This window comes from Streptomyces sp. NPDC001880, from assembly GCF_053594575.1.
This window is the reverse complement of record NZ_JBSFET010000005.1, coordinates 97,034-111,587: the sequence shown is the minus strand read 5'-3', so window position 1 is coordinate 111,587 and position 14,554 is coordinate 97,034. Positions and strand designations below refer to the sequence as shown.

The window sequence follows — 14,554 nt, the reverse complement described above, 5'->3', positions numbered from 1 at the left end:
GTATGCCCGTATCTGCTGCTCCACCCGCCCGTGTACTGACCGTCGCCGGATCCGACTCCGGCGGCGGTGCGGGCATCCAGGCCGACCTGAAGACGATGCTGGCGCACGGTGTGCACGGGATGAGTGTGCTGACCGCCGTCACCGCCCAGAACTCGCTGGGGGTGCAGGGCGCCTGGGAACTGCCCGTCGAGGCAGTGCGCGCCCAGTACCGCAGCGTGGTGGACGACATCGGGGTGCAGGCGGTGAAGACCGGAATGCTGTCGTCGGCCGTCCTCGTGGAAACCGTGGCCGAACTCCTCGCCGGCACCGACGCCCCGGCCGTCGTCGACCCGGTCGGCGTCTCCAAGCACGGAGACCCGCTGCTGGCTGCCGAGGCGCTCGATTCCGTACGGACGAAACTGCTGCCGGCCGCCACGGTCGCCACCCCGAATCTGGACGAGGTGGCACAGCTCACCGGCATCCACGTCGAGGACGAGGCGGGGATGCGGCGGGCCGCCGCCGCGGTACTGGACTTCGGGCCGAGCTGGGTCGTCGTCAAGGGCGGTCATCTGCCGGGCGACCCCGTCGACCTGCTGACCGACGGCAGCGAGGAGCACTGGCTGCGCGCCCCCCGCCACGACAACCGCCACACCCACGGCACCGGCTGCACCCTCGCCTCGGCCATCGCCTGCCGACTGGCCCTGGGACAGGACGTACCCGCGGCGGTCCGGGACGCGAAGGCGTACGTCACCGGGGCGATCGCGGCGGGCTTCCCGCTGGGCGCCGGGATCGGCCCGGTCGACCACGGCTGGCGGACGCGCACCGCGTGAGGGCGCCCCGGCGCACAGCAAAAAGCCGGTCCACCGAGGTGGACCGGCTTTTTGGGCAACCGGAAGGCTGCGCTACGACGGGAACGTCAGCGCGCGACCTTGCCGGCCTTGATGCACGAGGTGCAGACGTTGAGCCGCTTCGGCGTCCGACCGACCACGGCACGCACGCGCTGGATGTTGGGATTCCAGCGACGGGACGTACGGCGGTGCGAGTGCGAAATGTTGTTGCCGAAGCCCGGCCCCTTGCCGCAGACGTCGCAGTTGGCAGCCACGGGTCACTCCAAAGACTTCAGATGCACTTACAGTGAAATCCGGCGCGCCGGATTCATGTGACTGAAGTGGCGGTGCCGGAGGGATGACCCGACTCTCATCGGGCAACCGAAGCAGCATACAACGGCTGCGTCGGTAGAACGAAACTACCATGGGTTCCACCGACCTTGTCCCGCCCCCTGTCCCCGCCGGACCCGGTGCGCGGGGCTACTCTGCGATGCACCCGGCCGCCCACGGCCGAATCCGAGGAGGGCCGACAGGTGGCGCAGACCGACGACGACATGGACGCCGTCGCGGTGCGTACCTGGTGCTCACTGGCCCTGGAGGCGCTGGGCCGGGAGCGCGAGGCGATCGACGCGATCAATGTGTACCCCGTCGCCGACGGGGACACCGGTACGAACCTCTATCTGACCGTGGAATCGGCGACCCAGGCCGTCGAAGCGGTCTTCACCGCCCACGAGACCGGGGCGACCGCACCCGTCGCGGCCGACGCGGTACGGGCCATGGCGCACGGCGCCCTGATCGGCGCCCGCGGGAACTCCGGCACGATCCTGGCCCAGTTGCTGCGCGGGATGGCGGGGGTGCTGGCCGTCGGCCACGACGCGGACCATCTGCGCCGGGCGCTCGCCGTCGCCGCCGAAGCGGCCCGGCAGGCCGTCGCCCACCCCGTCGAGGGCACCGTGCTGACGGTGGCCACCGCGGCCGCCGAGGCCGCCGCGCTCACCGGGCACGACGCCGGAACCGCCGCGGTCGCACGGGCGGCGTACGAGGGTGCGCGGACGGCCCTGGAAGCGACCCCCGGACAGCTCGCCGTCCTCGGCCGGGCGGGCGTCGTGGACGCCGGGGGGCGGGGCCTGGTGACGGTGCTCGGGGCGCTCGTCGAAGCGGTCTGCGGGCAGGCCCCCGAGCGCACCCCCGTGGCCGTGCCCCCTCTTCTCGTGCCCGTTCTTCCGGAACCGGACGACTGCGCGGCGGACGAGGCGGAAGGCGGGCCGGCCTTCGAGGTCATCTACCTGCTGGAGGCCACGGACGAGGCGGTGGACCGGCTGCGGACCCGGCTCGACCGGCTCGGCGACTCGCTCGTGGTGGTGGGTGGCGACGGGCTGTGGAACGTCCATGTGCATGTCGACGACGCGGGCGCGGCCGTGGAGGCCGGGGTCGAGGCCGGGCGGCCGTACCGCATCCGGATCACCCACTTCGGCGCGGACCGGGTGCACCCCCACGCCGAGCCCGTGCAGCGCGCGGTCGTCGTCGTGGTCCCCGGCGACGGGCTCCGCGGCCTGTGCAAGGAGGCCGGGGCCACGACGGTCCTGGCCCGCCCCGGGGAGCCGCCGGCCAGCGGCGAACTGGTCGACGCGATCCGCCGGGCGCACGCCCGCGAGGTGGTCCTGCTGCCCAACGACACGGAGCTGCGCCACACCGCCGCTGCCGCCGCCGAACAGGCCCGCGCGGAGGGCGTCCGGGTCGCCCTGATCCCGACCAGGGCCGCCGTCCAGGGCATCGCCGCCCTCGCCGTCCACGAACCCGACCGCAGCTTCGACGAGGACGTGGTGGCGATGACCGCCGCCGCCGGTGCCACCCGCTACGCCGAACTCGCCGTCGCCGAACGGCAGTCCTGGACCATGGCGGGCATCTGCCAGGCCGGCGACATCCTGGGCCTGATCGACGGCGACGTCGCGGTCATCGGCGAGGACGTACCGCAGACCGCCCGCGACGTGCTGGACCGCATGCTGGCGGCGGGCGGCGAACTGGTCACCCTGGTCCTGGGCGAGGACGTCCCCGACAGCCTCGCGGACGCGCTGGAGGAACACGTGCGCGAGGGCTATCTGGCGGTGGACACGGTGGTGTACCGGGGCGGCCACCAGAGTGCTCCGCTGCTCATCGGGGTGGAGTAAGCGGAGCTGTCTCAGGTGCCTCAGGCGCCGGTTCGCCGGCCCACGTGGTCCAGCAGCGCCTCGGCCTCCGCGCGGCGCTCCTCGCCCGTCCCGTCCGGCTCCCCGGCCCCGTGGATCTCCAGGACCCGCCGGGCCCGCTGCCTGGCCGCGTCCGGACGGCCCAGGTCGGCCTCCAGCCAGGCGGCCATCAGCTCGGCGCCCGTGCGCAGGCCGACGAATCCGGCTCCGGCCTCCGCGAAACCCGCGACGGCCCGGTCCACATACCCGAGCGCCTCCTCGTACTCCGGCGCCTCGCCCGGCTCACCCGGGCAGACATGGGCGATCAGCTCGCCGGTCTGGCGGTGGGTGTCCGCGAGCTCCGCGAGCAGCCGGGGCGCCCCGTCCGCCGGGGCGGAGGCCAGTGCCGCCTCGCACTCCCGCGCGGCCGCCGCCATGAACGCCCGCGCCGCCTCCGGGTCCGGCCGCTCCCCCCGGGCGGCGATCCAGGCCCGCACCCGCAGCGTCCGTACCAGCGCCGGGACATCGCCCAGCTCGCGCCAGAGCTCCCCCGCCCGCGCGTACGCCAGCTCCGCCTGCGGGTCCAGATCCGCCCGGTAGAGCGCCTGCGCGGCCAGATTGGCGAGCATCGCGTGATCGTGCTGCTCGGGCCAGCCGCGGGCGATGTCCGCCGCCCTCAGCCAGTGCCCGGCCGCCTCCCGAGGCTCGTGGAGCTCCGTGAGCGCGTCGCCGAGCCACCACAGCGTCTGCACGACCATGCCGTCACCGTGCTCCTCGGCCGTGATGTCGGGCAGTACGTCCTCCAGCACCGCGGCGGCCTCAGCCGCCCGGTCCAGCCGGAGCAGCCAGCCGCCGAGCTGATGACGGGCATGGACCCCGAGCGTCGCGCCCTCGCCCGACTCGTCCGCCCAGTGCGCGGCGTCCAGCGCCTGCTCGGCCGCCTCGGCGAACTGCCCGGTGCCGGCCAGGATTTCGGCGAGCCGCAGATGCAGCCGGGCCCGTCCGCGCGCCGGGACGAGCGCCGCGTGCTCCAGCGCGGCCCGTGCCGCCCGCTCCGCCCGCTCGTGCTCCTCCAGTTGGGCGGCGAGCCCGGAAGCCTTGGCCTCGCACTCGACCGCGTACCAGGGCAGCCCGGCGGCAACGGTCTCCGCGGCGGCCCGCTCGTACCACTCCAGCGCGTCGTGCGTCTCGCCCCGGTACGCCGCGACGTCGCCGAGCAGTTCCATCGCCTCCGCGATCCGGCTGGCCACCCCGGCCTTCGCACGCAGCGGTTCGGTGAACGCGAGCAGCTCCCGCGCCCCCTGTTCGAGTCCGGCGACGGCCGACTCGGCGGCCGGCTCGTCCGGGGCGTCCTGCGCCAGCCGGCCGAGAACACGGGCCCGGCACACCAGCACGGCGCTCGCCTGGCGGGCGGTGGCCGCGCCCTCGGCGTGCAGCGCCAGGACCCGGTCCACCACCGGAGCGATCCCGGCCAGCGCCTCGTCCGCCCCGCCGGGCTCCAGCGCACGGGCGAACGCGGCCCGGCCCGCCGCGGCGGCGGCCTCGCCGCGGTCGCCCGCGGCCTCGTAGAGACCGGCGGCGGTCCGGAAGGCCGCCATCGCCTCGGCCGGCGGCAGCGAGCCGTACATCGCCCGGTGGTCCTCGACGCACGCGCGGTCGTGGTCCGACAGCCGGTCCGCGGCTCCGCCCTCCTCGGCGGCCCGGCGGATCACGGCTTCCCAGGCGGGGCCGGCCGCCGGGTGCTGGGCCTCGGAGAGGCTGTGTGCCTCGGCCAGCAGACCGGCCAGGTCCAGCGACGCCTTTGCCGGTGTCCCCGGAGCCGGGGCGGCAGCGGTCTTCGGGGCGGGGACGGCCAGCCGCACGGCCCGTACCCCGAGCGGCAGCCGGTCCGTCAGCGGCCGGCGGTCCAGGCGTTCCCGCACCACCGTGCCGACCCGCGCGGTGCCGTTGCGCTCGTCGAACCGGGCGGCCAGCTCCAGCGCCCGCGCACGGGCGTGCGCGGCCAGCGAGGACGCGGTCCACTCGGTCCCGGCGGGGCCCGGCACCGACTGCCCGCCGTGGCCGAGCGCGGTCAGCCGGTCCATCAGCAGCGCCGTGACGGCCAGGTAGTCCATCAGGCTGGCCGGGTTCCCGCTGTCGGTGAAGTAAGCGGGCCGCTCGGCGAGGATCTCCAGGCCGCGGGCCTCGTTGCCGGTCAGGGCGCAGAACTCGATGTGCTGGGCGGCCGAGTCCCGCATGCTCTCCATCGACCGGACCATCCGGTACCCGCGCAGATGATGGGCGCGGGCCTGCTCTGACCGGCCGGTCCGCAGCAGTGGCAGCAGCGAGGCCGCCAGCACGGCATGCGGCTCATGGGCGCAGACGTGCTCACCGGCCAGCACCGGCGCCCAGGTCTCCAGGGCCTCGGCGTCCAGGCCGAGCTGTACCTGCCAGCTGCCCTGTTCATGCAGCTCACAGGCGTGGCAGTTGGCCATCCGGTCGCGGTCGGCCGCCTGCCAGGCGGCGTACGCCCGCTCGGCACGCGGCAGATCGCCCAGATGACGGGCGATCTCCAGCTCGCCCTGGCACACGGCACGCTCCGAATGGCCGGCGAGCCGGTAGCGGTGCTCCATCTCGCTCTGCCACTTCTCGATGGCGGCCAGCGGGATGTGCGGCTGGTCGACCATGGAGCTGGAGACCCACTTGAACATCCAGAACAGATGGTGGGTCATGAAATCGCCGAAATCGCCGGGCCGTTCGTCCCACATGCGCAGCAGCCGCGCGAAGGGCACGAACATCTTGTCCTTCTCGGAGCTGTAGTTGTAGGCCTGCAGCTGATGGGTGAGCGCCTCGACGACCAGGGCGGCGTCCCCGGTCTGCTCGGCCTCGGCCAGCAGCCGCTCCGCGCGGGCGTTGCGCGCGGGGCCCTCCGGCTCCCGGTCGTTCTCCCGCAGGGCCTGGCGGATCGTGCTGATGTCGGCGCTCATCGGTCGTCCTCCTGGGAGTCCGCGGGGGAGTGTCCTGGTACTGCGGGATGCGTGGCCCACTCCAGCAGGCCGATGAACGCCCGGTTCAGCAGCGCCGAGTCGGCCGGCCGCAGCGGGCGCTGCGCCATCAGCAGCGCCTGCCCGTACAGCGCCTCGACGGCATTGCCCGCCAGCTCCGGGTCGCGCAGTGAGCCGATGCGCCGGATCAGCGGGTTGAGATGGTTCAGTACGAGCCGGGCGCGCGGCGCGGTGCCGCGCAGCGAGCCGAGGATGCCCGCCCACAGCTCGTCGGCCTGCTCCTCCGCCTCGGCGCGGGCCTGCTCGTGGCGGGCCGCCCGGTCGTCGAGATGCAGCGCGGGCACGGTCAGCGGATGGAAGGCGCGCAGCGCCACGTCGCAGCCCAGCGGGTCCAGCCTGGTGCGGGCCGTGGCCAGGAAGGCGCCGAGCGCCAGCTCCTGCGCCGGATCGACGGAATCCAGATGCGCGGTGACGGTATCGGCGTCCAGCTCCGCGACCACCGTCCCGGGCCGGACCGAGGGCAGCCGCTCGACCAGCTCGGTGTCGTACGTGTAGCCGCCGTTGACCACTCCGATGCCCTGCGCGGAGGCGATCGGTGCGACCTGCCGGAACTCCTCCACGGTCCGGGTGAAGTGCACCACCGGATGGCGCCGGGCGAACTCCTCCAGCGACAACTGCCCGTCCGTCGTCTCGAACGGCAGCCACGGCAGCATCGTGCGCAGCATGGCGCCGTCGTGCCGGGCGAGCGACTTCACCCCCAGATGGTGCACGGAGAGGAACTCTGCGAGCCGCTCCGGATCACCCGCGGCGAGCCCGGTCAGCCACTGCCTGATCCGGTCGCCGAGCGCCTCCCGCACGGCGGCCAGGGTCTCGTCCGCGTACAGCGCCTCCCGCGAGGCGGTGGGCCGCAGGCTGTCCGTGTCGACGACACAGCGCACGAAGAACGCCCAGTCGGGCAGGAGTTCGTCGGCCCGGTCGGTCAGCAGCATCCCCTTCAGATGCACCCGGTGGCCGGCCCGCTGCGCCGGACTCACTGCCGACGGCAGTACGTAGGCGACCCCGCGGACCCCGGCGAGCGGCAGATCCAGGTCGATCGTGTCGAGCGGCGAGAAGCCGAACTGCTCGTGGCAGTGGCGGGCGAGCGCCACGCGCCGCGCCGCCGGACTCGGATACGGACGGTCCCACGGCGCCGGCAGAGCGGTGACCGCGGCCTCGCCCACCCGTACGTCGTAGGGCAGCAGCGAGCCGAAGTCGCGGGCGAGGGAGAGCACCCGCTCCTCGGTGAGCCAGTCCCCGCTGCCGGGCCGCGCGGTCAGATGCACGGTGGTGCCCGGCTCCGTCCGCGCGTCGTCGGGCAGCGTACGGACGGTGTACGAACCGTCCTCGCGGGCGCACCATTCCACGGCCGGCGACGCGGGCGTACGCGCCGAACGGCTCACCACCCGGATCTCGGCCGCGACGACGAAGCAGGCCAGCAGCCCGATGCCGAACCGGCCGAGGAACCCGGCGCGCGCCGAGGCGAGTCCCTCCGCCCCCTCGCGCTTGGAGCTGCGGCCGATCGTCGCGAGCAGGCTGTGCACATCGGTCTCGGTCAGACCGATCCCGCTGTCCTCGATCCGCAGCCGTCCGCCGTCCGCGTACAGCCGCACCAGGGCGGGCGCGTCCGGCTGCTCGGCGCGGCGGGCCGTGATGGCGTCCACGGCGTTCTGCAGCAGCTCGCGGAGGTAGACCCGCGGGGAGGAGTAGAGATGGTGGGAGAGAAGATCGACCAGTCCGCGCAGATCCACCTGGAAGGTGTGCGGCGACCGGCCTGCGGAGGACTCGGTGTGTTCGGGGGACGTGGAATTCGCTGAGGTTTCAGATGTCATCGTCGCAGCGCCGGTGGGGGGACCTGTGCCTCGCCCGGCGAGGCACGTGCGACAGCGCGGGTCGGGCGATCCCTGGAGAGGTGATCGCGAGCCGGAAGCGTGGGAGCCGATCCTAGGGGCGTGGCGACAATTCTGACCAGGGGATTCCCGGGTTCCGGGTGGTGCCCGCCGGACATCTGTCAGTGGTGTGGTGTGCAATGGATCGCGTGTCTGCGTTCGATGAACCCCTCAAGAAGCTGCTCGGCGGAGCCACCGCGAAGGTGATGGCCGAACACCTCGACCTGCACACGGTCGGTGATCTGCTCCACCACTACCCGCGGCGCTACGAGGAGCGCGGCCGGCTCACGGCGCTGACGGACCTCCCGCTGGACGAGCACGTGACGGTGGTCGCCCAGGTGGCCGATGCCCGCGTCCTGATGTTCAACAACGGCCGCGGCAAGCGCCTCGAAGTGACCCTCACCGACGGCAGCGGCCGCCTCCAGCTGGTCTTCTTCGGCCATGGTGTCCACAAGCCGCACAAGGAGCTGCTGCCCGGCCGGCGGGCGATGTTCGCGGGCAAGGTCTCCGTCTTCAACCGGAAGATGCAGCTCGCCCACCCCACGTACCAGCTCCTGGACACCAAGGACACCGACGAGGCCACCGAAGCGGTGGACGCCTTCGCCGGGCGGCTGCTGCCGATCTACCCGGCCTGCAAGCAAATGGACTCGTGGCGGATCGCCAAGGCCGTCGACACGGTGCTGCCCAGCGCCCAGGAGGCCGTGGATCCGCTGCCGCCGGGCCTGCGCGAGGGGCGCGGGTTCACCGCGCTCCCCGAGGCGCTGCTGAAGGTCCACCGTCCGCAGACCAAGGCGGACATCGCCCAGGCCAGGGACCGGCTGAAGTGGGACGAGGCCTTCGTCCTCCAGGTCGCGCTGGCCCGCCGCAGGTACGCCGACACCCAGCTCCCGGCCGTCGCCCGCAGACCCGTGCCCGGCGGACTGCTCGACGCCTTCGACGCCAGGCTGCCCTTCACCCTCACCGACGGGCAGCAGAAGGTCTCCAAGGAGATCTTCGACGACCTCGCGACGGAACACCCGATGCACCGGCTGCTCCAGGGCGAGGTCGGTTCCGGCAAGACCCTGGTCGCGCTGCGGGCCATGCTCGGCGTCGTCGATGCGGGCGGGCAGGCCGCCATGCTCGCGCCCACCGAGGTGCTCGCCCAGCAGCACCACCGCTCCATCACGGAAATGATGGGAGACCTGGCCGAGAATTGGGGACTGTGGCGCGAAGCGCCTCCTCAGGAGGGGCGGCGGTCGGGCGCCGGGCGGGCGCCGGGCGGCTCCGAGCAGGGGACGAAGGTGGTGCTGCTCACCGGTTCGATGGGCGTCGCGGCCCGCCGTCAGGCGCTCCTCGACCTCGTCACCGGCGAGGCCGGGATCGTGATCGGCACCCATGCCCTGATCGAGGACAAGGTGCAGTTCCACGACCTGGGCCTGGTCGTCGTCGACGAACAGCACCGCTTCGGCGTGGAACAGCGCGACGCCCTGCGCTCCAAGGGGAAGCAGCCGCCGCATCTGCTGGTCATGACGGCCACCCCCATTCCCCGTACGGTCGCCATGACCGTCTTCGGTGACCTGGAGACCTCCGTACTGGACCAGCTCCCGGCGGGCCGCTCGCCGATCGCCAGCCATGTCGTCCCCGCCAAGGACAAGCCGCATTTCCTCAGCCGCGCCTGGGAAAGGGTGCGCGAAGAGGTGGAGAGCGGACACCAGGCGTACGTGGTCTGCCCCCGCATCGGCGACGACGCCGATGACGAGGCGGCGGGGAAGAAGGCGAAGAAGAAGGCGCCCGAGGACGAGGGCGACAAGCGCCCGCCGCTCGCCGTGCTGGAGATCGCCGAACAGCTCGCCAAGGGCCCGCTGGCCGGCCTGCGCGTCGAGGTGCTGCACGGCAGGATGAATCCGGACGACAAGGACGACGTGATGCGCCGCTTCGCCGCAGGCGACGTGGATGTCCTGGTCGCCACCACCGTCATCGAGGTCGGCGTCAACGTCCCCAACGCCACCGCCATGGTGATCATGGACGCCGACCGCTTCGGGGTCTCCCAGCTGCACCAGCTGCGCGGCCGGGTCGGCCGGGGCTCCGCCCCCGGACTCTGCCTGCTCGTCAGCGAGGCACACGAGGCCAGTCCGGCCCGTGCCCGGCTCTCCGCCGTCGCCGCCACCCTCGACGGCTTCGAACTCTCCCGGATCGATCTCGAACAGCGCCGCGAGGGCGATGTCCTCGGCCAGGCCCAGTCCGGGGTCCGCTCCTCGCTGCGGATGCTCACCGTCATCGACGACGAGGAGGTCATCGTCGCCGCACGGGAGGAGGCCGTCGCGATCGTCGCCGCCGACCCGGAGCTCGAACACCTGCCGGAGCTGCGGACCGCGCTGGACGCGCTGCTCGACAAGGAGCGCGAGCAGTACCTCGACAAGGGCTGACCGGAGGCACCGGGTGCGCGGGCCCGACCGGCCAGGACGCCATATCGTGGATGGCACGGCGCCGGGGCACCCCGCGGGCCGCCCACGAACCGAGGATCAGACACCCATGACCCGCGTGATCGCCGGCTCGGCCGGCGGACGGCGCCTGGCCGTTCCGCCCGGCACCGGTACCCGCCCCACCTCCGACCGTGCGCGGGAGGGCCTCTTCTCCACCTGGGAAGCCCTCCTCGGCAGCCTGGAGGGCACCCGTATCGCCGATCTGTACGCGGGTTCCGGGGCCGTCGGCCTGGAGGCGCTCTCCCGGGGCGCGGTGCACGCCCTGCTCGTCGAGGCCGACCCCAGGGCTATCCGCACCGTCCGGGACAACGTCCGCACGCTCGGACTGCCAGGCGCCGAGGTCCGCACCGGCAAGGCCGAACAGGTCGTGACGGGACCGGCCCCGGCCCAGCCGTACGACGTGGTGTTCCTGGACCCGCCGTACGCCGTCACCGACGACGATCTTGGCGAGATACTGCTCACACTCCGTGCCCAGGGGTGGCTCACGGCCGATGCCCTCGTCACCGTGGAACGCAGCACCAGAGGCGGAAATTTCGACTGGCCCGAGGGATTCGACCCTTTGCGGGCCCGTCGTTACGGCGAAGGAACGCTTTGGTACGGTCGCGCCGCCTCTACGTGCGAAGACGCACGATGACCGCACCGGAGAGCGAGGGAACCAAGTTGCGCCGCGCCGTCTGTCCGGGGTCGTTCGACCCCATCACCAATGGACACCTCGACATCATTGGCCGCGCCTCGAAGCTGTACGACGTCGTACACGTCGCGGTGATGATCAACCAGTCCAAGAAGGGCCTGTTCACGGTCGACGAGCGGATCGACCTGATCCGCCAGGTCACCGAGGACTTCGGCAACGTCCGGGTCGAGTCCTTCCACGGCCTCCTGGTCGACTTCTGCAAGCAGCGCGACATCCCGGCGATCGTCAAGGGCCTGCGGGCCGTCAGCGACTTCGACTACGAGCTCCAGATGGCCCAGATGAACAATGGCCTCTCCGGCGTCGAGACGCTCTTCGTGCCGACCAATCCCATCTACAGCTTCCTGTCGTCCTCCCTGGTCAAGGAGGTCGCCACCTGGGGCGGCGACGTCTCCCACCTGCTCCCCCCGGTGGTCCACGAGGCCCTCATCGAGCGTCTCGCCCGGGGCTGAGCCGCTGGTGGGCCGTCACCAGGTGTCGGATGGGCGCCGACTGGCCTTACAGTCGTCCCGTCCGTCTCCAATCGGCTGTAGAGAGTGGCGAGCACACGGTGGACGTGCAGAAGAAGCTCGACGAGATCGTCGAAGCGGTCGGGAACGCCCGGTCGATGCCCATGTCGGCTTCGTGCGTGGTCAACCGCGCCGAGCTGCTCGCGATGCTCGAAGAGGTGCGTGAGGCCCTGCCCGGCTCGCTCGCCCACGCCCAGGAGCTCATCGGCGGCCAGGAGCAGCTGGCCGAGCAGGCCCGCCAGGAGGCCGAGCGGATCATCGGGGCCGCACGCGCCGAACGCACCTCGCTGATCGCCGACACCGAGATCGCCAGGCAGTCCCGCACCGAGGCCGACCGCATCCTCGACGAGGCCCGCCGCGAGGCCGCCGAGGTCCGCGCCGAGGCCGACGAATACGTGGACAGCAAGCTGGCCAACTTCGAGGTCGTCCTCACCAAGACCATCGGCTCCGTCGACCGGGGCCGCGAGAAGCTTCTCGGCCGCGGTCAGCCCTTCGACGAGCACGGCTACGAGGACCCCGACTTCGCCGAGGCCCCCGAGCGCAGCACCGACCCGGCCACCCTCCAGCGCCGGGCGGACGAGTACGTCGACACCAAGCTGGGCGCCTTCGAGGCCGTGCTCGCCAAGACCCTGGAGGCGGTCGGCCGCGGCCGGCAGAAGCTGCACGGCAGGATCCCCACTGACGACCTCGGCGCGCACGTGGCCGCCCAGGACGCGGCGGGCAACCAGACGCACCTGAGCGACGAGGACCACTGGGCCGGCCTGGCCGAGCTCGCCACCCCGGCGCCGCAGCCGGTGCACGAGCAGGCCCAGCCGCAATTCCCCGCCCGGACACAGCCCGGCTACGCGGAGACCTACGCGTACCAGGACCAGCCGCAGCAGGACGTATACGGATACCAGCAGCAGCCCGACCCGTACGCCGCGGCCTATCAGCAGCAGGGCTACGACCAGAGCCAGGCCCAAGTCCCGGCCCAGGCCCAGGTCCCGGCCCAGGGGTACGACGGCTGGCACCAGCCCCAGCAGGCCCTCCAGCAGCAGGGCGAGAGCGCCCTCGACGAGACCAGCCTGTTCGACACCAGCATGATCGACCTGGACCAGCTCCGCCGGTACGAACAGGAGCGCTGACCGGACGGGGCCGGGGCCCGGGGCCGGGCGGCCCCGATCGCCCGGATTGGGAGCTGGGCGGCGCGTCCAGTATCCTGGCTCCTCGGTCGCGCGTATGTCCGCGATCCCGGCTGCCCGTTTCGACTCCGAATCCGGTCGGCCCTCCCCGCGATGTGCGTTGCACATGATTTCGAAAGCAGGAAAAGCCCTGAACGGCCACCTCGACCACCGAAACCCCCTCGTGTTCGATACGCGCGAGCTGGGCCGGCGTCCCGGTGCCCTCCAGCGGCTCTCCCGCACGGTGGACGCACCTGGTCCGCCGGCCGTCCTCGGCATCGAAGGGGTCATCGGTGTGCCGGAAGGCGCACCCGTGGAGCTGGACCTCCGCCTCGAATCGGTCATGGAAGGGGTGCTTGTCACAGGCACCGCCCGTGCGTCGGCCGAGGGGGAGTGCGTAAGGTGTCTGGAGCCGCTGCGCCTAGAGGTTGCGGCGGACTTCCAGGAGATGTTCTCGTACCCTGACGCCGATGACCGGGGCCGCAGCAAGGCGGAGCCGGCCGACGACGTTGAGGACGACGAGGACAGGCTCTTCATCGAGGACGGCCTGTTCGACCTCGAACCAGTGCTGCGTGATGCGGTGGTGCTCGCACTGCCGATGCAGCCGGTGTGCCGGGAGTCCTGTGCCGGTCTGTGTTCCGAATGCGGAATCAGGCTGGACGAGAACCCCGGTCATCACCACGATGCCGTCGACATCCGTTGGGCGGCACTGCAAGGACTCGCCGACACCGTTCAGGACGGCGAGAAGGACAACATGGGCGGCGCCGAAGCGGGCGTCGACGAGAAGCAGGAGAAGTAGCCGTGGCTGTTCCGAAGCGGAAGATGTCGCGCAGCAACACGCGCCACCGCCGGTCGCAGTGGAAGGCTGCGGTCCCCACCCTGGTTTCGTGTGAGCGTTGCCAGGAGCCGAAGCTGCAGCACATCGCGTGCCCCAGCTGCGGCACGTACAACAAGCGCCAGGTCCTCGAGGTCTGAGCGGCTGGTGAGAGGCCCGATGTCTGAGTTGTCCAACGCCAAGAAGAAGGCAGACAACGTCAACACAGCCTCGTCCCACACGCTTCTGGAAGGGCGGCTCGGGTATCAACTCGAGACCGCCCTTCTGGTGCGTGCGCTGACCCATCGCTCGTACGCGTACGAGAACGGCGGTCTGCCCACCAACGAGCGGCTCGAATTCCTCGGGGACTCGGTGCTCGGCCTGGTGGTCACGGACACGCTGTACCGCACCCACCCCGACCTGCCCGAAGGCCAGCTGGCCAAGTTGCGGGCCGCGGTGGTCAACTCGCGTGCGCTTGCGGAAGTGGGCCGCGGCCTCGAACTCGGCTCCTTCATCCGGCTCGGCCGGGGCGAAGAGGGCACGGGAGGCCGGGACAAGGCGTCCATCCTCGCCGACACCCTTGAAGCGGTGATCGGCGCGGTCTATCTCGACCAGGGCCTCAGCGCGGCCTCGGAGCTGGTCCACCGGCTCTTCGACCCGCTGATCGACAGGTCCTCGAACCTCGGTGCCGGCCTGGACTGGAAGACCAGCCTCCAGGAGCTCACCGCCGGCGAGAGCCTCGGAGTCCCCGAGTACATCGTCACGGAGACCGGCCCGGACCACGAGAAGACCTTTACTGCTGCTGCTCGCGTCGGTGGTGTCTCGTACGGCACCGGCACCGGTCGTAGCAAGAAGGAAGCGGAACAGCAGGCGGCGGAGTCCGCCTGGCGCGAGATCAGCGCCGCCGCGGAGGAACGGGCGGCAGCAGCGAAGGCAGCTGCCGATGGAGGGGCCGCCGACACCCCTGCAGGCCCGTCGTCTTCCGCGGACGCGACTCCGGCCTGACCTCCGGAACCCCCCGGTGCCCCCGCGCGCCGGGGG

Annotated in this window: 12 protein-coding genes; 9 read left to right on the top strand and 3 right to left on the bottom strand. The window is 72.1% G+C overall.

The genetic code is table 11. The features are described from left to right. Positions 1–2: 2 nt before the first annotated feature. The gene (gene thiD / locus ACWCQ6_RS04995) at positions 3–809 is read left to right on the top strand and encodes a bifunctional hydroxymethylpyrimidine kinase/phosphomethylpyrimidine kinase (protein ID WP_451085507.1); all 807 of its coding nucleotides are present in this window, start codon (positions 3–5) and stop codon (positions 807–809) included. 86 nt (positions 810–895) lie between these two features. Here thiD and rpmB read toward each other — a convergent pair whose 3' ends face one another. Further along, complete coding sequence (gene rpmB / locus ACWCQ6_RS04990; RefSeq protein ID WP_030928661.1) at positions 896–1,081, bottom strand: 50S ribosomal protein L28; 186 nt, start codon at positions 1,079–1,081, stop codon at positions 896–898. 258 nt (positions 1,082–1,339) lie between these two features. Between rpmB and ACWCQ6_RS04985 the strand changes: the two genes are divergently transcribed. Continuing rightward, positions 1,340–2,974, top strand: a complete 1,635-nt coding sequence (locus tag ACWCQ6_RS04985; protein ID WP_451085505.1) for a DAK2 domain-containing protein — start codon at positions 1,340–1,342, stop codon at positions 2,972–2,974. A 20-nt stretch (positions 2,975–2,994) separates the two neighbouring features. Here the strand turns inward: ACWCQ6_RS04985 and ACWCQ6_RS04980 are convergent, their stop codons facing one another. Further along, positions 2,995–5,937: a tetratricopeptide repeat protein gene (locus ACWCQ6_RS04980; protein ID WP_451085503.1), complete on the bottom strand. Its 2,943-nt coding sequence runs from the start codon at positions 5,935–5,937 to the stop codon at positions 2,995–2,997. Further along, positions 5,934–7,823 carry an HSP90 family protein gene (locus tag ACWCQ6_RS04975; protein ID WP_451085501.1) on the bottom strand — a complete coding sequence of 630 codons (1,890 nt, stop codon included), beginning with the start codon at positions 7,821–7,823 and terminating at the stop codon, positions 5,934–5,936. The genes ACWCQ6_RS04980 and ACWCQ6_RS04975 overlap by 4 nt, the downstream gene beginning before the upstream one ends. Positions 7,824–8,020: 197 nt before the next feature. On the opposite strand from ACWCQ6_RS04975, the gene recG reads away from it, so the two are divergent. The 7 genes from recG to rnc all read left to right on the top strand — a co-directional run bounded on the left by recG (position 8,021) and on the right by rnc (position 14,518). After that, positions 8,021–10,285: an ATP-dependent DNA helicase RecG gene (gene recG, locus ACWCQ6_RS04970; protein WP_451085499.1), complete on the top strand. Its 2,265-nt coding sequence runs from the start codon at positions 8,021–8,023 to the stop codon at positions 10,283–10,285. Between the two features lie 106 nt (positions 10,286–10,391). After that, positions 10,392–10,976, top strand: coding sequence for a 16S rRNA (guanine(966)-N(2))-methyltransferase RsmD (gene rsmD, locus ACWCQ6_RS04965; RefSeq protein WP_451085497.1), 585 nt, complete (start codon positions 10,392–10,394; stop codon positions 10,974–10,976). Between the two features lie 26 nt (positions 10,977–11,002). Next, complete coding sequence (gene coaD / locus ACWCQ6_RS04960; protein WP_451085634.1) at positions 11,003–11,482, top strand: pantetheine-phosphate adenylyltransferase; 480 nt, start codon at positions 11,003–11,005, stop codon at positions 11,480–11,482. A gap of 98 nt (positions 11,483–11,580) precedes the next feature. Further along, positions 11,581–12,663: a cell division initiation protein gene (locus ACWCQ6_RS04955; protein ID WP_451085495.1), complete on the top strand. Its 1,083-nt coding sequence runs from the start codon at positions 11,581–11,583 to the stop codon at positions 12,661–12,663. A 163-nt stretch (positions 12,664–12,826) separates the two neighbouring features. Next, positions 12,827–13,498: a YceD family protein gene (locus tag ACWCQ6_RS04950; RefSeq protein ID WP_451085493.1), complete on the top strand. Its 672-nt coding sequence runs from the start codon at positions 12,827–12,829 to the stop codon at positions 13,496–13,498. Between the two features lie 2 nt (positions 13,499–13,500). Beyond that, a complete protein-coding gene (gene rpmF, locus ACWCQ6_RS04945) occupies positions 13,501–13,674 on the top strand; it encodes a 50S ribosomal protein L32 (protein ID WP_003965982.1) in 174 nt (57 codons plus the stop codon). 19 nt (positions 13,675–13,693) lie between these two features. After that, complete coding sequence (gene rnc / locus ACWCQ6_RS04940; protein ID WP_451085491.1) at positions 13,694–14,518, top strand: ribonuclease III; 825 nt, start codon at positions 13,694–13,696, stop codon at positions 14,516–14,518. Positions 14,519–14,554: the final 36 nt, after the last annotated feature.

Bases quoted from the DNA above. Each gene is read 5' to 3' on its own strand.
- thiD (WP_451085507.1), top strand. From the start codon at position 3: ATGCCCGTATCTGCTGCTCCACCCGCCCGTGTACTGACCGTCGCCGGA.
- ACWCQ6_RS04980 (WP_451085503.1), bottom strand. From the start codon at position 5,937: ATGAGCGCCGACATCAGCACGATCCGCCAGGCCCTGCGGGAGAACGAC.
- ACWCQ6_RS04975 (WP_451085501.1), bottom strand. From the start codon at position 7,823: ATGACATCTGAAACCTCAGCGAATTCCACGTCCCCCGAACACACCGAG.
- recG (WP_451085499.1), top strand. From the start codon at position 8,021: ATGGATCGCGTGTCTGCGTTCGATGAACCCCTCAAGAAGCTGCTCGGC.
- rsmD (WP_451085497.1), top strand. From the start codon at position 10,392: ATGACCCGCGTGATCGCCGGCTCGGCCGGCGGACGGCGCCTGGCCGTT.
- ACWCQ6_RS04950 (WP_451085493.1), top strand. From the start codon at position 12,827: ATGATTTCGAAAGCAGGAAAAGCCCTGAACGGCCACCTCGACCACCGA.
- rnc (WP_451085491.1), top strand. From the start codon at position 13,694: ATGTCTGAGTTGTCCAACGCCAAGAAGAAGGCAGACAACGTCAACACA.